Origin of the sequence: Pseudonocardia sp. KRD291, assembly GCF_019263595.1 — a bacterium.
In the GTDB taxonomy this organism is placed as follows: domain Bacteria; phylum Actinomycetota; class Actinomycetes; order Mycobacteriales; family Pseudonocardiaceae; genus Pseudonocardia.
On sequence record NZ_JADQDD010000025.1, the window covers coordinates 15,659 to 34,460 of the forward strand.

19 protein-coding genes are annotated in these 18,802 nt (G+C 73.9%); 10 read left to right on the top strand and 9 right to left on the bottom strand.

Going from position 1 to position 18,802, the window contains the following annotated elements; genetic code table 11:
- Positions 1–260: 260 nt before the first annotated feature.
- The 4 genes from I4I78_RS06230 to I4I78_RS06245 form a co-directional block, all read right to left on the bottom strand.
- Complete coding sequence (locus I4I78_RS06230; protein ID WP_218610231.1) at positions 261–1,940, bottom strand: cytochrome bc complex cytochrome b subunit; 1,680 nt, start codon at positions 1,938–1,940, stop codon at positions 261–263.
- Complete coding sequence (locus I4I78_RS06235) at positions 1,937–3,100, bottom strand: ubiquinol-cytochrome c reductase iron-sulfur subunit (protein ID WP_226379196.1); 1,164 nt, start codon at positions 3,098–3,100, stop codon at positions 1,937–1,939. Before I4I78_RS06235 ends, I4I78_RS06230 begins: the two co-directional genes overlap by 4 nt.
- On the bottom strand, positions 3,097–3,957 hold the full coding sequence (locus I4I78_RS06240; RefSeq protein WP_218610232.1) for a c-type cytochrome: 861 nt from the start codon (positions 3,955–3,957) through the stop codon (positions 3,097–3,099). Before I4I78_RS06240 ends, I4I78_RS06235 begins: the two co-directional genes overlap by 4 nt.
- 71 nt (positions 3,958–4,028) lie before the next feature.
- On the bottom strand, positions 4,029–4,634 hold the full coding sequence (locus I4I78_RS06245) for a heme-copper oxidase subunit III (protein ID WP_218610233.1): 606 nt from the start codon (positions 4,632–4,634) through the stop codon (positions 4,029–4,031).
- Positions 4,635–4,800: 166 nt separating this feature from the next.
- On the opposite strand from I4I78_RS06245, the gene I4I78_RS06250 reads away from it, so the two are divergent.
- A complete protein-coding gene (locus tag I4I78_RS06250) occupies positions 4,801–5,196 on the top strand; it encodes a hypothetical protein (protein ID WP_218610250.1) in 396 nt (131 codons plus the stop codon).
- A 7-nt stretch (positions 5,197–5,203) separates the two neighbouring features.
- Positions 5,204–6,256, top strand: a complete 1,053-nt coding sequence (gene trpD, locus I4I78_RS06255) for an anthranilate phosphoribosyltransferase (protein WP_218610234.1) — start codon at positions 5,204–5,206, stop codon at positions 6,254–6,256.
- Between the two features lie 10 nt (positions 6,257–6,266).
- On the opposite strand, the gene I4I78_RS06260 is transcribed toward trpD, so the two are convergent.
- Complete coding sequence (locus I4I78_RS06260; protein WP_218610235.1) at positions 6,267–6,545, bottom strand: Lrp/AsnC family transcriptional regulator; 279 nt, start codon at positions 6,543–6,545, stop codon at positions 6,267–6,269.
- Between the two features lie 76 nt (positions 6,546–6,621).
- Positions 6,622–8,418: a DEDD exonuclease domain-containing protein gene (locus I4I78_RS06265; RefSeq protein WP_218610236.1), complete on the bottom strand. Its 1,797-nt coding sequence runs from the start codon at positions 8,416–8,418 to the stop codon at positions 6,622–6,624.
- Positions 8,419–8,562: 144 nt separating this feature from the next.
- Here I4I78_RS06265 and I4I78_RS06270 point away from each other — a divergent pair, with 144 nt between their 5' ends.
- On the top strand, positions 8,563–9,951 hold the full coding sequence (locus I4I78_RS06270; RefSeq protein ID WP_218610237.1) for an NYN domain-containing protein: 1,389 nt from the start codon (positions 8,563–8,565) through the stop codon (positions 9,949–9,951).
- A gap of 54 nt (positions 9,952–10,005) precedes the next feature.
- Here I4I78_RS06270 and I4I78_RS06275 read toward each other — a convergent pair whose 3' ends face one another.
- On the bottom strand, positions 10,006–10,305 hold the full coding sequence (locus I4I78_RS06275) for a hypothetical protein (protein WP_218610238.1): 300 nt from the start codon (positions 10,303–10,305) through the stop codon (positions 10,006–10,008).
- A 390-nt stretch (positions 10,306–10,695) separates the two neighbouring features.
- On the opposite strand from I4I78_RS06275, the gene I4I78_RS06280 reads away from it, so the two are divergent.
- A complete protein-coding gene (locus I4I78_RS06280; protein ID WP_218610239.1) occupies positions 10,696–11,841 on the top strand; it encodes a glycosyltransferase family 4 protein in 1,146 nt (381 codons plus the stop codon).
- Positions 11,842–11,916: 75 nt separating this feature from the next.
- Here the strand turns inward: I4I78_RS06280 and I4I78_RS06285 are convergent, their stop codons facing one another.
- On the bottom strand, positions 11,917–13,755 hold the full coding sequence (locus tag I4I78_RS06285) for a long-chain fatty acid--CoA ligase (RefSeq protein WP_218610240.1): 1,839 nt from the start codon (positions 13,753–13,755) through the stop codon (positions 11,917–11,919).
- Between the two features lie 132 nt (positions 13,756–13,887).
- Between I4I78_RS06285 and I4I78_RS06290 the strand changes: the two genes are divergently transcribed.
- The 6 genes from I4I78_RS06290 (at position 13,888) to I4I78_RS06315 (ending at position 18,524) form a co-directional block, all read left to right on the top strand.
- On the top strand, positions 13,888–14,283 hold the full coding sequence (locus tag I4I78_RS06290) for a polyketide cyclase / dehydrase and lipid transport (RefSeq protein ID WP_218610241.1): 396 nt from the start codon (positions 13,888–13,890) through the stop codon (positions 14,281–14,283).
- A 75-nt stretch (positions 14,284–14,358) separates the two neighbouring features.
- The gene (locus I4I78_RS06295; RefSeq protein WP_218610242.1) at positions 14,359–15,153 is read left to right on the top strand and encodes a metallophosphoesterase; all 795 of its coding nucleotides are present in this window, start codon (positions 14,359–14,361) and stop codon (positions 15,151–15,153) included.
- A 20-nt stretch (positions 15,154–15,173) separates the two neighbouring features.
- Entirely contained in the window at positions 15,174–15,611 is a 438-nt protein-coding gene (locus I4I78_RS06300) for an SRPBCC family protein (RefSeq protein ID WP_218610243.1), read from the top strand.
- Positions 15,612–15,691: 80 nt separating this feature from the next.
- Positions 15,692–16,936 (top strand): ArsA family ATPase, encoded by a 1,245-nt coding sequence (locus I4I78_RS06305; protein WP_218610244.1) that lies wholly within the window; start codon positions 15,692–15,694, stop codon positions 16,934–16,936.
- Positions 16,933–17,550 carry a hypothetical protein gene (locus I4I78_RS06310; protein ID WP_218610245.1) on the top strand — a complete coding sequence of 206 codons (618 nt, stop codon included), beginning with the start codon at positions 16,933–16,935 and terminating at the stop codon, positions 17,548–17,550. The genes I4I78_RS06305 and I4I78_RS06310 overlap by 4 nt, the downstream gene beginning before the upstream one ends.
- Positions 17,547–18,524: an ROK family protein gene (locus tag I4I78_RS06315; protein WP_218610246.1), complete on the top strand. Its 978-nt coding sequence runs from the start codon at positions 17,547–17,549 to the stop codon at positions 18,522–18,524. The genes I4I78_RS06310 and I4I78_RS06315 overlap by 4 nt, the downstream gene beginning before the upstream one ends.
- A gap of 73 nt (positions 18,525–18,597) precedes the next feature.
- Here the strand turns inward: I4I78_RS06315 and I4I78_RS06320 are convergent.
- Positions 18,598–18,802: hypothetical protein (locus I4I78_RS06320; protein WP_218610247.1), on the bottom strand; the 205-nt coding region annotated here is incomplete at its 5' end.

Genomic DNA, 18,802 nt, shown 5'->3' on the forward strand with positions numbered 1-18,802 from the left:
GCGATGAACGCGAGCCAGGTCTCGATCAGAAGAGGGACGCCGGGTGGCGGCGTCGGGCGCGTCGGTGGCCTGGATCAGCCGACGCGCGAGGCTACTACCTCGGCGCGCGGAGCAAGGGTGTGCTCGACGGTGCGCATGCCGAAGATCGTAGCAAGGTGGTGCGGCGTACGCCACACGAGACATCGCAGCTTTCTCGCGGAACGAGAGGAGCCCCGCCGGATCGATCCCGGCGGGGCTCCTCTTCCTCGAGCGTGTCGTGCCTACTCGGTGGGCTCCTGCGGACGTCCGGCGTCCGGGCGTCCGGCGAGCTCGCGACGCTCGTCCCGGGCGGCGAGCTCCTGCTCGTGCGCCTCGTGCCGGGCCCGCCCCAGCGCCACGGTCTCGTCGGCCGGGTCCGGGGTGAGCAGCGACCCGGAGACCGGGGAACCGGCCGATCCGAGCTGGTTCATCCGCTTGGGCACCGACGTGCCCTGGTACTCCAGCGGGATGGCGTGACCGTGCGAGTCCACGCCGCCCAGGGGCTGGTGGACCTCGATGAACTCGCCGTGCGGCAGCCGGCGGATGATGCCGGTCTCGATGCCGTGCGAGAGAACCTCACGGTCGGACTTCTGCAGCCCCAGGCACCAGCGGTAGGTGATCCAGTAGGCCAGCGGGGGCAGCGCCAGCAGGCCGATCCGGCCGGCCCACGTCGTCGCGTTCAGCGAGATGTGGAAGAAGTACGCGACCCAGTCGTTGATCCCGCACAGCACCAGCCAGGTGTAGGTGGTGATGCCCATGGCGCCGAGCGCGGTCCGGACCGGGACGTCGCGCGGACGCTGCAGCAGGTTGTGCAGCGCGTCGTCCTTCGTGAACCGGCGCTCGATCGCCGGGTACATCCCCGCGATCACGAACAGCACCGGCAGGAACGCCGCGGTCGGGATGAACGCCGAGGGGATCGTGTACTCGCCGAACAGGTAGAACTCCCACGGCGGGAAGATCCGGGCCATGCCCTCGGAGAAGAGCATGTACCAGTCCGGCTGCGAGCCCGCCGAGATGTGTGAGGCGTCGTAGGGGCCGAGGTTCCAGATCGCGTTGATCTGGAACAGGCCCGCCATCATCGCGATGACGCCCGCGGTGACAGCGAAGAACGCGCCGCCCTTGGCCGCGAACACCGGCAGGATCCGGACGCCGACCACGTTGTTCTCGGTCCGGCCGGGGCCGGGGAACTGGGTGTGCTTCTGGTACCAGACCAGGCCCAGGTGGGCCGCGATCAGCGCGAGGCTGATCCCGGGCAGCACCAGCACGTGGATGATGTAGAGGCGCGGGATGATCTCGGTCCCGGGGAACTCCCCGCCGAACAGCGCCCAGTGCACCCAGGTACCCATGACCGGGACGGTCAGCGTGATGCCCGAGGCGATCCGCAGGCCGACGCCGGAGAGTAGGTCGTCGGGCAGCGAGTAGCCGGAGAAGCCCTCGAACACACCCAGGAAGATCAGCAGGATGCCGATGATCCAGTTCGCTTCGCGCGGCTTGCGGAACGCACCGGTGAAGTACACCCGGAACATGTGCACGACCATCGAGGCGAGGAACAGCAGCGCCGCCCAGTGGTGCACCTGGCGGACGAACAGGCCGCCCCGGACCTCGAGCGAGATCTCCAGGGTCGACTCGTAGGCCCGCGACATGTGCACGCCGCGCAGGTTGTCGAACGGCCCGTTGTAGACGACCTCGGCCATCGACGGGTCGAAGAACAACGCCAGGTAGGTGCCCGAGAGCAGCAGGATGATGAAGCTGTAGAGCGCGACCTCCCCGAGCATGAACGACCAGTGCGTGGGGAAGACCTTGTTGAACTGCTTACGCAGGCCGGCGGCCGGGTGGTAGCGCTGGTCGAGCTGGTCCAGGCCCGCGGCCGCCTTCGCCGCCGCTCCTCCGGAGGAGGTGGTTTTCGTCGTGATGGCGCTCATGTCGTCTTCTTCCGCTCCCAGAAGCCGGGGCCGACCGGTTCGATGAAGTCGCTTCGTGCCACGAAATAGCCCTGCTCGTCCACGGTGATCGGCAGCTGGGGGAGCGGGCGGGCGGCGGGACCGAACACCGGTGCGGCGTTCTCGGTCGCCAGGAACTGCGACTGGTGGCACGGGCAGAGGATCCGGTTGTCCTGCGCCTGGTACAGCGAGGTCGGGCAGCCCAGGTGGGTGCAGACCTTCGAGTAGGCGTAGTAGTCGCCGTAGTTGAAGTCCTCCTGGCCCGGACGCTTGGTCACCTCGGTGCCGGGGCGCAGACGGATCAGCATGACCGGGGTGTCCGAGGCGCGCTGCGCGTGCAGCAGCTCCTCCTCGTTGCCCCGCTCGGTCTCGCGGAACGGGAACACCGTCTGCATCGAGCCGGGCTCCATGTCCTCGGGCCGGATGCGGGCGATCTCGGAGAGCACGCCGGTGTCGGTGCGCAGGTACACCGTCTCGTTGCCCTCCGGACGCCAGGCGGTGTGCCAGAGCGCCGCGTCGTCGCCGCCCTTCCACGGGTTGCGGACCAGCGGGCCGAGCGCGGCGATGCCCAGGCCGAGGCCGAAGATGCCGGCCGCGGCACCGGCCGTGCGCTGGATGAGCTTGCGACGCCCGATCGTGGTGTCCTTGCCGGCGGCGCCCAGCTGGGCGATCACGGTGCGCCGGTCCAGCTCGTTGGAGGCACCGTCGTGGCGCTGCTGGACCGAGACCTCGTCCGGGAACAGCTTCTTCACGTACTGGACGATCGCGATGCCCAGCGCCAGCACGGCGAGACCGAACGTGAACCCGATGACCGGGGTGTAGAGCGAGTACTCGAAGTACCCGGGCTCGTCCGGGGCCACGTACTCGTGCGGCCAGAACAGGAACCCGCCGATGAACGCGAGCCCGGAGATCGCCGAGATCGTGAACCAGAGTGCGACCGAGCGCTCGGCGCGCTTCTCGGCGCGGGTCCCCGGGATCGGGAACTTCGGCGCGTTGTGAACGACCTCGACGTCGTCGAGCTCACCGGCCAGCCGGGCCAGCTCGGCCGGGCCCATCTGCTCGAGCTCCTCCGGGGAGACCGATCGCCCGCCCTCCGACGACGGCGCCGGGTCCTTGGAGTCCGACGTGTACTGCGTGCTCAACTCTTCGCTCCCAACCACATCGCGAACCCGATCAGGCCCGCCATGCCGACGATGAACACGAGGATGCCCTCGGACGTCGGGCCGATGCCTCCGGCGGCGTACCCGCCGACGTTGTTGCCCCCGTCGGCGACCGACTTGACGTAGGCGATGATGTCCTGCTTCTCCTGCGGCGTGAGCTGCTGGTCGGAGAAGCGGGGCATGTTCTGCGGTCCGGTGAGCATCGCGGTGTAGATCTGCTCCTCGCTCGCCGGAGCGAGCTCGGGCGCGTACTTGCCCGACGACAGCGCGCCGCCGACACCGGTGAAGTTGTGACACGACGCGCAGTTGAGCCGGAACAGCTGGCCGCCGCGGGCCGGGTCGTCGCCGCGCAGGGCGGCGCCGGACACGGCCGGGGCCTGCGGGCCGCCGCCGTTGGCCTGGATGTAGGCGCCGAGCGCCTCCAGGTTGGCCTGCCCCTCGGGGGTGTCCGGGTCGAACTCCGGCTTCGGGTTCTTCCGCGTGGCCTGCGCCTCCTGGCGGGCCATCGGCATCCGGCCGGAGGAGACCTGGAAGTACACGGCCGCGTCGCCGACGCCGATCAGGCTGGGCCCGCGGTCGGTCACGCCCTGCAGGTTCGAGCCGTGGCAGGAGATGCAGGTGCTGTTGTAGAGCTCCTGGCCCTTGGCCACCAGCGCGGCGTCCGGCTGGGCGTTCGCGACCTGCGGCTCCGGCGCGAACACGGCGTAGGCGCCGCCGACCGCGACCAGGGCCACCCCGAGGGCGAGCACGCCGGCGATCCGGCGCCGCAGCTTGCCGTGCGGTCTGGTCCTGGTATCGGGACTCTGTGGGCTCTCGGGACTCTGAGGACTCTCGGTCATCGCGGGGGTCTTCCAACCTTCACGGGTCGTGGCGGTGGCGTCCGGGTCGGACGGGATCGGGTGCGCGTCAGCTAGCGGATGAAGTAGATGACGGAGAACAGCCCGATCCAGACGACGTCGACGAAGTGCCAGTAGTAGGACACGACGATCGCGGCCGTGGCCTGGGCCGGGGTGAACTTGCTCAGCTTGGTGCGGATCAGCAGGTAGATGAAGGCGACCAGGCCGCCGACGACGTGCAGACCGTGGAAGCCGGTCGCGAGGTAGAACACGGTGCCGTAGGCGCCCGACGGGATGGTCAGGCCCTCCTCGACCAGCGTCCGGTACTCGTTCGCCTGGCCGAGCACGAAGATCGTGCCCATCGCCAGGGTCACCACGTACCAGCGACGCAGCCCGAACACGTCGCCGCGCTCGGCCGCGAACACGCCGAACTGGCAGGTGAACGAGGACGCCACGAGGACGATCGTCACCACCAGGGCGTAGGGCACGTCGAGCTCGAAGGGGGCCGGCGGCCACGTCTCGCCGGGAGGGTTCTGGGCCCGCGCGGTGAAGTACATCGCGAACAGCCCGGCGAAGAACATCAGCTCGCTGGAGAGCCAGACGATCGTGCCGATGCTGACCAGGTTGGGCCGGTTCAGCGAGTGGATCCGCGCGCTGATGTTCGGTGCCGCTGTCGTCACCGGGGCATTATGACCCCACGCGAACTTCTACAGCCTGTCGGGATACCCATCGGTACTTCACGATCGGTCGGCGGTCGCTGGTACTAGGATCTCGCGGGTGGCGAGCGGAGCAGCGGAACAGGTCGGCGGCGGCGGAGCGGCCCCGCGATCGACGCGGACATCGACGGTGCTGGTCTACAGCCACCGTCCCGAGGTGCGCGAGGGGATCGTCAACGCGGTCGGGCGCCGTCCGGCGCCGGACGTCGGGCGGGTGACGTTCCTGGAGGCCGGTGGTGTGGCCGAGGTGCTGGCCGCGTGCGACGCAGGCGAGGTCGACCTCGCGATCCTGGACGGCGAGGCCCAGCCGACCGGTGGGATGGGGCTGGCGCGCCAGCTCCGTCACGAGATCATCGAGGACTGCCCCCCGATGATCCTGACCGTGCGCCGCCGCGACGACCGCTGGCTCGGCACCTGGTCGCAGGCCGACGCGGTGCTGGTGCACCCGCTCGACCCGCTGGAGACCGCCGAGGTGGTCGCCCAGGTGCTGCGCGAGGCGCAGGCCCGCGCCGTCGTGCGCGGCTGAGCCCGGCATGGGGGGCATCGAGTTCACCTGGCCGTCGATCCTCGGGCACCTGATCGCGGGACGTGACGTCGGCGCCGCCCAGACGAACTGGGTGATGGACCAGGTGCTCTCGGCCGAGGCCACCCCGGCCCAGCTGGCCGGGTTCCTGGTGGCGCTGCGGTCCAAGGGCGAGACCTCGCAGGAGATCCTGGGCCTGTCCGAGGCGATGCTCGCGCACGCCCGGAAGGTCGAGGTGCCCGGACGGGCGGTGGACGTCGTCGGGACCGGCGGTGACCAGGCACACACCGTCAACATCTCCACGATGGCCGCGCTGGTCACGGCCGCGGCCGGGGCGCCGGTGGTCAAGCACGGCAACCGCGCCGCGTCGTCGCAGGCCGGGACGGCGGACGTGCTGGAGGCGCTCGGCGTCGCGATCGAGCTGAGCCCGGGCGCGGTCGCCCGTTGCGTGCGCGAGATCGGGATCGGGTTCTGCTTCGCGCCGGCGTTCCACCCGGCGATGCGCTACGTCGGCGGGGTGCGCCGCGAGCTCGGCGTCCCGACGGCGATGAACGTGCTCGGCCCGCTGATCAACCCGGCCCGTCCGGCGGCGGGCCTGGTCGGCTGCGCGGACCGGCGGATGGCGCCGATGATGGCGCAGGTGTTCGCCTCGCACGACATGTCGGTACTGGTCGTGCGTGGCGACGACGGGCTCGACGAGCTGACCACGACGACCACCAGCACCGTCTGGGTGGCCGAGGGCGGCACCGTACGCGAGCAGACGCTCGACCCGACCGTGCTCGGGGTGCCGGTGGCCACGGCCGCCGACCTGCGCGGCGGGAGCCCGGCGGTCAACGCCGAGGTGGTGCGCGAGCTGGTCGGGGGCAAGCCCGGGCCGGTGCGCGACGCCGTGCTGCTCAACGCGGCCGGGGCGCTGGCGGCCTACGACCGCCCGGGCCCGGACCTGACGGCGTCGGTGTCGGCCGGGATGTCGCGCGCGGCCGGGGCCGTGGACTCCGGGGCGGCGGCGGACCTGCTGGCCCGGTGGGTGGATCTGTCCAGCCGCCTGGCCGCCGGTACCTAGCCGCCGGTATCTAGTCGAGCCCGATCGAGAACGCCGCGTCGGTGTCGGCGCGGGAGTACGAGCGGAACGCGATGTGGGTGTCGGTGCTGTGCACACCCTCGATCTTGCTCAGCTTGCCGGCGATGACCTCGGCCAGCTGCTCGTGCTCGCGCACCCGGACCATCGCGACCAGGTCGACGTCGCCGGCGCAGGAGTAGACCTCGGTGACGCCGTCCAGGTCCGCGATCGCCTGCGCGGTCTCCGGGATCCGGTCGACGGCGGTGTGCACCAGGACGATCGCGGTGATCATGGTTCGGGGGTTCCCCTCGGTTGGGTGCGGGCTGGGTACGGGCTGGTCCGATCCGCGGCTGTTGACCCGCGCGAGGTTAGTGCAGCCGTGCCCGGGACACATCCGGCCCGGTCGCCGGGCGCTCCTCCGAGCCCCCGAGCGAGCGCTCGGACGGCGCGGCCGCCCCGTCCGACCCGGCCGCCGCACGCGCCGTCTCGGCCCACTCCCGCCAGCTGCCGGCCCCGCGGGCGGGCTCCGCCCACGACGGGTCGCACCGCACGAGCCGGGTGCCGCCGGTGGTCAGCCACCGGTAGAGCAGTCGCACCTCCTCCGGCGGCGCGCCGCGCAGCGGGCCCGGCCCGGGCAGCACGGTCTGCGCGCCGGTGCGCAGGGACTCCACCACCGGCATCGGCCGCACTCCCCGCGGCGCGACCCCGGCCGCGGCCAGGCGCCCGAACCGCAGCACGGCCAGCTCCCAGCCTCCGCGCCCGTCCGGCCGCGCGCCGACGACCTCCTCCAGCGCCGCGACCGTGGCGAGGGTCTGCGCCCGGTCCAGGCCGCCGACCAGCCCGGCCAGCCGGTCCCGGGCGCGCGCGGCGCTCTCGTAGCGCTCGTCGGCCGACCGCTGCGCCACCGTGGCGGCCAGGGTGCGCAGCGGTGTGTCGTCGGCGCCGGAGACGAGGTCGTGCCAGGCGTGCACCGCGGGCGCGTACTCGTCGATCCCCTGGTGCCCGGCGCACGGAGCTGCGCAGTGGCCCAGCTCGTGCAGCGCGCACGGCGACGCCGACGGGTCGCGCGCCGGGATGCGCTGCGAGCAGCGCCGCAACGCGACGGCGTCGAGCGCGACGTCCACCGCGTCGCTCGCCACGCGTTGCGAGGCGAACGGGCCCAGCGCCCCTTCGCGGGGCGTGGCCACGACCGAGAGCCGGGGGAACGCCTCGGCGGTCGGGGCCACCCACCAGGCCCGGCCCGGGTTGCGCGAGCGACGGTTGTAGCGCGGGCGGTGCGCGGAGATCAGGCGCAGCTCCCGCACCCCCGCCTCCAGCGCGTGCGCGCAGACCACGGTGTCCACCCGCTGGGCCTGGGCCACCATGTCCCGGATCCGCCGCCTGCGCTCGCCCGCGGTGAAGTAGCTGCGCACCCGGCGGTGCAGGTCCCCGGACGTGCCGACGTAGAGCACCTCGTCGCCGGTGCCGCGGAACAGGTAGACCCCGGGCGCGGACGGCACGTCGCGGGCCAGGTGGCGCTGCTGGCGCTGACGCTGGGTCGGCCGGTGCGCCGAGGCGGTACGGGCCAGGGAGAGCAGCTCCTCCAGGCTCTGCACCCCCAGGTTGCCGATCCGCTCCAGCAGGTGGTGCAGCACCTCGACGGTGGCCCGGGCGTCGGTCAGGGCGCGGTGGTTCGGCTCGGTGGCGCAGCCGAAATGGGCGGCCAGCGCACCGAGCCGCACGCTCGGGCACTCCGAGCGGGGCAGCACCGCGCGGGCGAGCCGGGCGGTGCACAGCACCGGCGGGCGCGGCCACGCGTGCCCGAGCTGCTCGCACGCCGCCCGCAGGAACCCGGCGTCGAACGGCGCGTTGTGCGCGACCAGCACCGAGCCGGACAGGAACTCCAGCACCGAGGGCAGCACGGCCGGCAGCGGGGGAGCGGCGCCGACCATCGAGGTGGTGATCCCGGTCAGCCGGGCGATGTCCGGCGGGATCGCGATGCCCGGGTCGACCAGCGTGCCGAGCTCGCCGACCCGCTCGCCGCCGCGGACCTTCACGGCCCCCACCTCGGTGATCGCGTGCAGGCGGGCACTGCCGCCGGTGGTCTCCAGGTCCAGGACGGCGAACGTCACCTCGCGCAGCGGGGTGCCGAGCTCGTCGAACGAGAGCTGTGGGTCCGAGGGCACGGTCGCGGACAGTAGGGGGCGCCACCGACAGTTCCGGTCGTGCCTCGTCGTCGTGCCCGTCGTCGTGTCGTGTCCTCGTGGCCTCCCGGCCGCACCGCGCGTCGGTCGATGGCCGGTGCGGGACGGGGCGGATAGCCTTGTCGGATGTACCCCGACGAGTCGCGAGCACCGGAGCCCTCCGGTGCCGTCGTGCCGTCCGGGGACACCGTGTCGTCCGGGGACGTCGGGCCGCCCGGGGACCCGGCACCCGACGAGCTGTGGGCACGCCTGCCCGACCCGCTGCGGGGGCGGCTGGCCGAGATCGCGGCCGCGGCCGTCGGCGCGATGCCGGCCGCGGAGGTCCCGCAGCCGCTGCGGCGCTTTGCCCGGTTCACCCCCGCCAAGCGGGCCCGCCTGGCCGGTCCGGTGCTGTGCGCCCAGCTGCAGGACAGTGCCCCGTTCCGCACGGCCGTGCTCGCCTGGTGGTCCGAGCACCGGCCCGGTGAGCTGGAGACCGGCGCTGACGACCGCCTGAACGCGGCGGCGGCGGCGCTGCTGACCGGGCACCCGTCGGCGGCGCGGCTGGTGGCCGCGGCGGAACGGCACGGCGAGCTCGGCGAGCTGCGCGCGGAGCGCGACGAGGCGCTGTCCCGGGTGGACAAGCTCACCGTGGAGATGGAACGGCTGCGCGGGGAGCTGACCGAGGCGCGCGACCAGGTCCGGGCCGCGGCCCAGCACCGCGACGCCGAGTACCAGCAGCTGCGACGGCGGGTCAGCGAGCAGGGCGGTCGGCTGCGGATCGCGACCGACACCTGTGCCGAGCTGGAGAACACGGTCGCGCAGCTGCGCTCCGGGGTGGACGGGCGCCTCGACGAGGCGCTGGCCGAGCGGGACCGCGAGCGCGAGCGCGCCGACCGGGAGCACCGCCGGGCCGAACGGGCGGCCCGCGAGGTCGCGGCGGCCCGTCAGGGCGCGCGCGAGGCCCGGCAGGGCGACGAGGTACGCCTCGGGCTGCTGCTCGACACCCTCGGCGGGGCCGTGAACGGGCTGCGTCGCGAGCTCTCGCTCGGCGGCGGCGGCGGCCCGCGCCCGGCCGACACCGTCGCCGGTGCCCACGGCGGCGGCTCCGGGGGCACCCCGGTGGACGATCTGGCCGCGCTCGACGCGATGCTCGGGCTGCCGGCGCTGCACCTTCTCGTCGACGGCTACAACGTGAGCAAGACCGGGTACCCGGACCTGCCGCTGGCCGACCAGCGCACCCGGCTGGCGGGCCAGCTCGCGGCGCTCGGCTCCCGGACCGGCGTCGAGGTGACCGTCGTGTTCGACGGGGCCGCGGTGGTCGCGGCCCCCCTGCGCGGCACCCGCGGGGTGCGGGTGCTGTTCAGCGAGCCCGGCGTGCTGGCCGACGACGTGGTGCGCGACCTGGTCGCCGCCGAGCCGCGCGGCCGTCCTCTGCTGGTGGCGACGTCGGACCGCGAGGTGGTCACGTCGGTGCGCCGCCGGGGGGCGCACACCGTGCCCTCGGCGGTCCTGCTGCAGCGCCTGCACGGCTGAGGCCGTTCCTCAGCCACTCGACCCTCAGCCACTCGACCCTCAGCCACTCGACCCTCAGCCCGCGTCCCGCTCGAGATCGTGGGTCGTGGGGTGCGCCGGGCGTCCCGCCTGCACCAGGCGGAGCCGGGGGATCAGCCCCTGGTCGGCCAGCACCTCCAGCGCGCGCCGCTCGGGCTCGGCCAGGTACATCGGTTCGGACAGGCGTGTGGGCTCGGACAGGCGCGTGGGCTCGGGGACGTCCACCGGCAGGTACGGCACCGGCCGGTCGATCTCCGGCGTGCCCATCAGCACACCGATCACGCAGTCGCCGCAGGCCGTCCCGCGGACCTCGCAGGTGTCACAGTCGATGATCATTCCGCCTCCTCGTCACGTCCCGGCGGCACATCCCGGGGGAGTGCTCGTGCGTTCGGGGCGGACGGTAGGGGTGAGCACCGACAAGAACGCGTCCGTGCCGGCACTTCGAGGTTCTGCGAAATCGTTCGTTGCCGATCCGTAACCGGCCGCGCCCGCACTCGTTCACCTGAACAGCAACACCTCCTCACCGGGAGTCGCGTCGCGGTGGTCCCCGCCACCCGTACGGCCCAACGAACGGTGAGGAGCGCGGACAGTCCGCTCCCCACAGGAGACCGGACGGCGGCCCCGCTCCCCGACGCGCCGGACGCGTGCGGCGGCCGCCGTCCCGGTCCCGCTGGTTCCCGGCCCCGGTCGCCGGGTCCCGGGGCACCGCGCACTACCGTCCCGGCCGTGGCCCGCACGCTCCTGGTGACCAACGACTTCCCGCCGCGTGCCGGAGGCATCCAGAACTACCTGCATTCCCTGGCCGACGCGCTGCCCGACGGCGAGCTGGCCGTCTACGCACCCGCCTGGCGCGGCGCGGCCGAGTTCGACGCGGCCCTGCGGCACCCGGTGCACCGGCACCCGACGTCGCTGATGCTGCCCGGCCCCGACGTGGCCCGCCGCGCCGTCGCGCTGGCCCGTGAGCACGGCGCGTCCACCGTCTGGTTCGGGGCCGCGGCACCGCTGGCGTTGCTCGGGCCGGTGCTGCGCCGCCGGGCCGGGATCAGCCGGGTGGTGGCCAGCACGCACGGCCACGAGGTCGGCTGGTCGATGCTCCCCGGCGCCCGGCAGGCGCTGCGCCGGATCGGCGACGACGCCGACGTCGTGACCGTGGTCTCCCGCTACACCCGCTCCCGGTTCGCCGCCGCGTTCGGCCCGCACGCCGCGCTGGAGCACCTGCCGCCGGGCGTCGACACCACCGCGTTCGCCCCGGACCCGGACGCGCGGGCCCGGCTGCGCGAGCGCTACGGCCTCGGCGACGCACCGGTGATCACCTGCGTGTCCCGGCTGGTCCCGCGCAAGGGCCAGGACATGCTCGTGTCGGTGCTCGACCGGGTCCGGGCCCGGGTGCCAGGGGCCCGCCTGCTGCTGGTCGGTGGCGGGCCGTACCGGGAGCGCCTGACCCGGCTGGCCCGCGAGCACGGCGTCACCGAGCACGTGGTGTTCACCGGCGGCGTCTCCTCGGGCGAGCTGGCCGCCCACCACGCGGCCGGGGACGTGTTCGCCCTGCCCTGCCGGACGCGCGGCGGCGGCCTGGACGTCGAGGGGCTGGGCATCGTGCTGCTCGAGGCCGCCGCGTGCGGGCTGCCGGTGGTGGCCGGGGACTCCGGGGGCGCCCCGGAGACCGTCGTCGAGTCCGAGACCGGCTTCGTCGTCGGCGGCCGCGACCGGGACGCGCTGACCGACCGCCTGGTCACGCTGCTGCGCGACCCGGAACGGGCGCGGCGCATGGGTGCGGCCGGCCGGGAGCGGATCGTGCGGGACTGGAGCGGCGCCACCCAGGCCGGCCGCCTGTACGGGTTCCTGGGCGGCGAGCCGGCTCAGCGCTCGTAAGGGTCCCGACGACATCCGGCCCGGCACCCCCGTGCGGGAGGCCGGGCCGGACGCGTCGGTCAGCGGGACGGGCGCTCAGCCTTTCTGCGGTGCCCCGTCGTAGATCGCCTCGATGTCGCCGGAGTACTTGTCGACCACGACGTTGCGCTTGACCTTGAGCGTGGGCGTGATCTCGCCGCCGGCCTCGGTGAAGTCGCCGGGCAGGATCCGGAACTTGCGGATCTGCTCGGCGCGCGACACGGCCTGGTTGGCCTCCTCGACCGCGGCGGCGATCTCGCCGCGCAGCTCCGGGTCGTCGACCAGGTCGGCGGCCGAGCCGGCGTCGCCCGCCTGCTTGCCGTTGCGCTCGCGCCAGGCCGGCAGGGCCTCCGGGTCGATCGTCACCAGCGCCGCGATGAACGGCTTCTGGTCGCCGATCACGATGCACTGACCGACCAGCGGGTGCGCGCGCAGCCGGTCCTCCAGCACGGCCGGGGCGACGTTCTTGCCGCCGGCGGTGACGATCAGCTCCTTCTTCCGGCCGGTGATCGTCAGGAACCCGGCGTCGTCGAGCTCGCCGATGTCGCCGGAGTGGAACCATCCGTCGGTGACCGCCTCGCCGGTGGCCTTCTCGTTGTGCCAGTAGCCGCGGAAGACGATGTCGCCGGAGAGCAGGATCTCGCCGTCGTCGGCGATCCGGACCGCGGTGCCCGGAACCGGCCGTCCGACCGAGCCGACGCGCTGGGAGTCGAGGGTGTTCACGGTGATCCCGGCCGAGGTCTCGGTCAGGCCGTAGCCCTCGAGCACCGGCAGGCCGATTCCGCGGAAGAAGTGCCCGAGCCGCTCGCCCAGCGGGGCGCTGCCGGACACCGCGGCGACGACGTTGCCGCCGACGGCCGCGCGCAGCTTGCCGTAGACGAGCTTGTCGAACAGCGCGTGGCGGGCCTTGAGCAGCAGGTTCGGGCCGCCGGAGTCGAGGGCGCGGCTGTAGGCGATCGCGGTGTCCGCGGCCGCGTCGAAGATCTTGCCCTTGCCGTCGCCGTGTGCCTTGAGGCGCGCGCCGTTGTAGACCTTCTCGAACACGCGCGGGACCGCGAGCAGGAACGTCGGCCGGAACTCGCCGAGGTCGGGCAGCAGGTTCTTGACGTCCGGGGAGTGCCCGATGACCGTGCGGTTGATCATCGCGCCGCACTGGATGGCCTTGCCGAACACGTGCGCGAGCGGCAGGAACAGCAGCACCGACCCGGAGTCGGAGAGCAGCTCCGGGAACACCTCGCCGATCGTGCGGCACTCGGCGACCAGGTTGCGGTGGGTGAGCTCGCAGCCCTTCGGGCGCCCGGTGGTGCCCGAGGTGTAGATCAGGGTCGCCAGGTCGTCGGCGCCGACGGCGTGCCGGCGGGCGTGCACCTCGTCCTCGGCGGTGTTCGAGCCCAGGCCGGTCAGCTGCTCGACCGCGCCGGGGGCGTCCGGTGACGCGCCGGAGGCCTCGATCTGCCAGATCGTGCGCAGGCCGTCGAGCTGGTCGCGCACCTTGTCCACCGACGCGGCGTGCTCGTCGGTCTCGACGACGATCCCGACGGCGCCGGAGTCGGAGAGGATCCAGGCGATCTGGTCCGGCGAGGACGTCTCGTAGACCGGTACCGTGACGGCGCCGACGGCGAGGATCGCGTAGTCGAACAGCGTCCACTCGAAGCGTGTCCGCGACAGCAGCGCCACCCGGTCGCCGGTCTGCACGCCGGCCGCGATCAGCCCGCGCGCCACGTCCGTGACCTGCACCGCGAACGCGGCGGCGGACACGTCGGACCAGGCGCCCGAGGCGTCACGGCGCCGGAACAGCGTCGCATCGGGATAGGCGCTCGCATTGTCGAAGACCGCGGCGGCGAGGTTGTCCTCGGCGCCCACGGACACCACAGCGGGCACGGAGTACTCACGCACGGAATCGACCTCCTGGCGATCGTCGGCAGGTTACCGGGGGTAACGCTACCGTGCCGGGCCCCCGGTGGACACGGATCCGGCCATGTCGGGCACGACATCGTGACCTCGGGGTGAGTAGGGCAGGCTGGGCCGGTGCCTTCGATCGACGTCGTGGACGAGACGTTCCTCGCCGTGCCGCCCGAGCGGGTCGCGGCCGAGTTCGCCGAGCCCGCGCTGTGGCGGCGCCTGTGGCCGGACCTCGACCTGGAGGTGATGACCGACCGCGGCGTGCAGGGGATCCGCTGGACGGTGACCGGCACGCTGGTCGGCAGCATGGAGGTCTGGCTCGAGCGCGTGCTCGACGGCACGGTGCTGCACTACTTCCTGCGCGCCGAGCCGGCCGCGGAGCCGGTGGGCGCCGGTGGCGCCCGGGCCGCGCGCCGGGACCGGGCACGCACTCTCGCGCGCCAGCGGGAGGCCAAGGCCGTCGCGTTCGGGCTCAAGCGCCGTCTCGAACGGGGCCGCGCCGCGGGCGTCCCCCCGGTGTGAGGTCCCTCCCGCCCGGCGGGGCCCGTGGTCGTGGAGGAATCTCACCCGCGGTGACGCCCGGGTAGCGTCGCCACGATGCGCGTCCACGTCGTCTCCGACGTCCACGGCAACACCGCGGCTCTGGCGCGGGCCGCGGACGGCGCCGACGGCCTGATCGTCCTCGGCGACCTGCTGGAGTTCGTGGACTACCACGACCCGGAGCGCGGGATCATGGGCCGCCTGCTCGGTGCCGAGGTCAGCGCCGCGTTCGGCCGGTTCCGCGCGGTCGGTGACCGGGCCGGGATGCTGGACCTGCTCGGGCGCAGCTGGGCGCGGTTCGACGATCCCCGGGCCGTCGTGTCCGAGGCCGTGGGCGAGCACTACGACGAGGTGTTCGGCGTGCTGGAGAAGATGGACGTGCCGGTCTGGGCGATCCCCGGCAACGTCGACATGCCCGAGCTGTGGCCCGAGTTCCGCGGCGCGTGCCACGCCGTCGACGGGACGGTGGTCACGATCGGCGGGGTCCGCGTCGGCTTCGCCGGGGGAGTGCCGTTGCCGCCCGGGGTCTCGCCGCGCCGGCACGGCCCCTGGCAGCCGTACTTCCTGACCTCCGAGCGGTTCGACGCCGACCTGGCCGCACTCGGTCCGTGCGAGGTGCTCTGCACCCACGCCCCGCCGCAGATGCCCGACCTGGCCTACGACGTCGTCGCCCGGCGGTCCGAGGCCTCGAGCCCGGCGCTGCGCGAGCGGATCCGTACCGAGCAGCCCTCGCACGCGCTGTTCGGACACGTGCACCAGCCGCTGGCCGCGCGGGCCCGGCTGGGGCGTGCCGAGTGCGTCAACGTCGGTCACTTCCGGAAGACCGAACGGCCCTACGTGCTGCGCTGGTAGGTCCCGGTAACGTGCGCGTCATGGCCGACGCGACGACCTCCTCGATCACCATCAGCGCGCCGCCCGATCAGGTCATGGCGGTGATCGCGGACTTCGAGTCGTACCCGGAATGGGCCGACCAGATCAACTCCGTCGAGGTGGTCGACCCCGGCGCCGGCGGCCGGGCCGGGCAGGTCCGGTTCACCATGGACGCCGGTGTCATCAAGGACACCTACACGCTGGACTACGACTGGGCCGCCGACGACCGCTCGGTCAGCTGGTCGCTGGTCAAGGGCCAGATCCAGAAGGTCCAGAACGGTGCCTACGAGCTCGTCGGCGACGAGTCGTCGACCACCGTCACCTACCGCCTCTCGGTCGAGGTGAACGTCCCGATGATCGGCATGCTCCGCCGCAAGGCCGAGAAGGTGATCATCGACACCGCGCTGAAGGGGCTCAAGCGCCGCGTCGAGAAGGGCTGACCGCCCTCCCGCGCCGACGCTGATCAGGCCCGGAGTGGGTGCCGGTCGGCCGGCCCGCGGTCGATCGTTAGGCTCCCGCCGTGCGCGTGGTGTTGTTCACCGGCAAGGGCGGGGTCGGCAAGACGACCCTGGCCGCCGCGACCGCCGCCCAGCTGGCCGCGTCCGGCCGGTCGGCCCTGGTCGTGTCCACCGACCCGGCGCACTCCCTCGGTGACGCCCTCGACGTCGAGCTCGGCTCCGAGCCGGTGCAGATCGAGGACGCCCTCTACGCCGCGCACATCGACGCCCGGGCCCTGCTCGAGGGTGCCTGGGGTGACCTGCAGGACCACCTGCGCACGATGCTCGCCGGTGCCGGGGTGGACGAGCTGGTCGCCGACGAGCTGACCGTCCTGCCCGGTGTCGAGGACCTGCTGGCGCTGGCCGAGGTGCAGCGCCTGGCCGACTCCGGCGACTACGACGTGCTGGTCGTGGACTGCGGCCCGACCGCGGAGACGCTGCGCCTGCTCACGCTGCCCGAGGCACTGTCGGGCTACCTGGAGCGGCTGTTCCCGGCGCACCGACGGGCCGTCCGCGGCCTGGTCGCCAACCTGGCGGGCGCCCGCGGCGACGGCACCGGCTGGGAACGCACGGTGGAGGCGCTCGGGGAGCTGGCCGAGCGCCTGGCCGGGCTGCGCGCGATGCTCGCCGACCGGTCCCGGACCAGCATCCGGCTGGTGCTGACCCCGGAGCGGGTGGTCGCCGCCGAGACCCGCCGGACGCTGACCGCGCTGGCCCTGCACGAGCTGCGGGTGGACGCGCTGGTGGCGAACCGGGTGATGCCGGCGCCGCCGCCGTCGCTGCGCGGTCCGGCCGCGCGCTGGCTGCGCGAGCGCCACCAGGAGCAGTCCGCGGTGCTCGACGAGCTCGCCGGCCTCGGCGCCGGGATCCCGGTGCACGCGGTGCGCTACACCGCGGCCGAACCGACCGGCGTCGCGTCCCTGCGCTCGCTGGCCGTGTCGCTCTACGGCGACGACGACCCGCTGCCGCCGCCGGCCGGCAACGGCGAGCGGCCGCTGCTGGAACTGCGCCGCACGGCCGGGCAGGGGGTGTCGAAGGACACCGAGTTCGAGCTGGTCGTGGCCCTGCCGGGATCCGAGGACGCGCCCCTGGACCTGGCCCGGGTGGGCGACGAGCTGGCGATCGGGCTCGGCATGACCCGACGCGTGATCGTCCTGCCGTCGGTGCTGCGCCGCTGCGAGGCGGTCAACGCCCAGCTGGAGGGCTCCGGCGCGGACGCGCACCTGACCGTGACGTTCCGGCCCGACCCGGGGACGTGGATGACGTGACCGGGGCGGGACAGCGCAGCGGCTCCCGGGAGGGGGACAGGCGCGACGCACACGGCCCGTGGCCCGAGGACGGCCCGGGGCCGACGCACGGCTCGTGCGGGGCGCACGCCGGGCTCGGGGCGGACCTGCGGGGGACGGCACTGCACCTGCTCGAACGTGTGCGGGAGGCGGTCGAGCCGCTGGGCGAGAAGGACGGCCCGGCCCCGGCTCCGGGTTCGGCCGGTGCCTGCCGGTCGTGCCCGGTCTGCGCGGTGCTCGCGGTGCTCCGGGGTGAGCGCTCCGAGCTGGCGGCCCGCCTCGCCGAGCACGCGACCGGGCTGGTCGCGGTCCTGGCCGCAGTCCTGGAGGCGGACGCCGCGCGTGATGCCGGGCGTGATGCCGGGCGTGATGCCGGGCGGACCGGCGCCGGCAGTCCCGACGACGATCACGCCACGTCCTCCGCTCGCACCGATTCCGCTCGCACCGATTCCGCTCGCACCGATTCCGCTCGCACCGATTCCGGGCGCGCCGCGTCCGGGCGGGTCGACGGTGCCCACACGGCGACGACACGCCGTCCGGGTCCGCCCCGGCCGTCCGGACGGCCGGTGCAGCGGATCGTGGTGCACCGCCGGTGACCCCGCGGGGGACCCCGGCATCGGCATCGGTACTGACGGTCGGTGTCGACGTCGGCGGCACCAGCGTGCGCGCCGGCGTCGTCGACGGGGACGGTCAGGTGCTCGACACCGCCCGCGCGCCCACCCCGCGCACCGACGCGGCCCTCGAGGAGGCGATCGCCTCCGCCGTCGACGAGCTGCGCACCCGGCACCGGGTGGGCGCGGTCGGTCTGGCCCTGGCCGGGTTCGTCGACGCCCCGCGCGGGCTCGTCCGCTACGCCCCGCACCTGTCCTGGCGGGACGCCCCGGTGGCCGAGCGGATCTCCGCCCGGCTGGACCTGCCGGTGGTCGTCGAGCACGACGCGAACGCCGCCGCGCTGGCCGAGCGCCGCTACGGCGCCGCGGCCGGGTCGTCGGTGTGCGTACTGATCGCGCTGGGCACCGGGATCGGTGGCGCACTGCTGCTGGACGGGGCACTGTTCCGCGGCGCGCACGGCGTCGCCCCGGAGCTCGGGCACCTGCGGGTGGTCCCGCAGGGCCGGTCGTGCCCGTGCGGCAAGCGCGGATGCTGGGAGCGCTACTGCAGCGGGACCGCCCTGTCGGCGACCGCCCTGGAGATGATCTCGGCCGGGTCCACCTCCTCGGTACTGGCACGCGAGTCCGCGCAGGACCCGGGACGGGTCACCGGTCAACGGGTCGCCGCCGCGGCGCGCGAGGGTGACCCGCTGGCCCGCCGCGCCGTGCAGGACATGGGCCGCTGGCTGGGGGAGGGCCTCGCGCTGGTCGCGGACGTGTTCGACCCGGACCTCGTGATCGTCGGCGGTGGGGTCTCGGCGTCGGCGCCCCTGTTCCTCGACGAGGCCCGCGAGCACTACGCGCGGGTGGTCACCGGCTCCGGGAACCGACCCCTGGCCCGAATCCGCACGGCCCAGCTCGGCGCCGCCTCGGCCGTGGTCGGCGCGGCCACGCTGGCCCGGGAGAGCGTCGCGGCCTGACGGCTCCGCCGGTGCCGGTCGCGCCGGTGCCGATTGCGGCCTGCGCTGCGGCCCGCCCCTCGCCGGTGCTCGGTCAGAACGGCGCTGGATCGTCGTCGGGGTCTGCGCGGACCACCCGGCCGCGCCCGTGCCGGGGTTGCTCGTCGCCCCGGTCGGGCGCGAGCTGGTCGCCGTCGTGCGGGTGGTATCCCGGTGGGGCCCGGTCCCGGTCCGGGAATTCGAGAGGGAGGCCGGCGTCGTCGACGGGTTCGTCGAAGGACGGGTCCGGGTCACGCGGG

Excerpts from the sequence above, each read along its gene's own strand:
- I4I78_RS06270 (WP_218610237.1), top strand. The coding sequence starts at position 8,563 with ATGTACCCCGACGAGTCGCGAGCACCGGAGCCCTCCGGTGCCGTCGTG.
- I4I78_RS06300 (WP_218610243.1), top strand. The coding sequence starts at position 15,174 with ATGGCCGACGCGACGACCTCCTCGATCACCATCAGCGCGCCGCCCGAT.
- trpD (WP_218610234.1), top strand. The coding sequence starts at position 5,204 with ATGGGGGGCATCGAGTTCACCTGGCCGTCGATCCTCGGGCACCTGATC.
- I4I78_RS06240 (WP_218610232.1), bottom strand. The coding sequence starts at position 3,957 with ATGACCGAGAGTCCTCAGAGTCCCGAGAGCCCACAGAGTCCCGATACC.
- I4I78_RS06230 (WP_218610231.1), bottom strand. The coding sequence starts at position 1,940 with ATGAGCGCCATCACGACGAAAACCACCTCCTCCGGAGGAGCGGCGGCG.
- I4I78_RS06295 (WP_218610242.1), top strand. The coding sequence starts at position 14,359 with ATGCGCGTCCACGTCGTCTCCGACGTCCACGGCAACACCGCGGCTCTG.
- I4I78_RS06275 (WP_218610238.1), bottom strand. The coding sequence starts at position 10,305 with ATGATCATCGACTGTGACACCTGCGAGGTCCGCGGGACGGCCTGCGGC.
- I4I78_RS06260 (WP_218610235.1), bottom strand. The coding sequence starts at position 6,545 with ATGATCACCGCGATCGTCCTGGTGCACACCGCCGTCGACCGGATCCCG.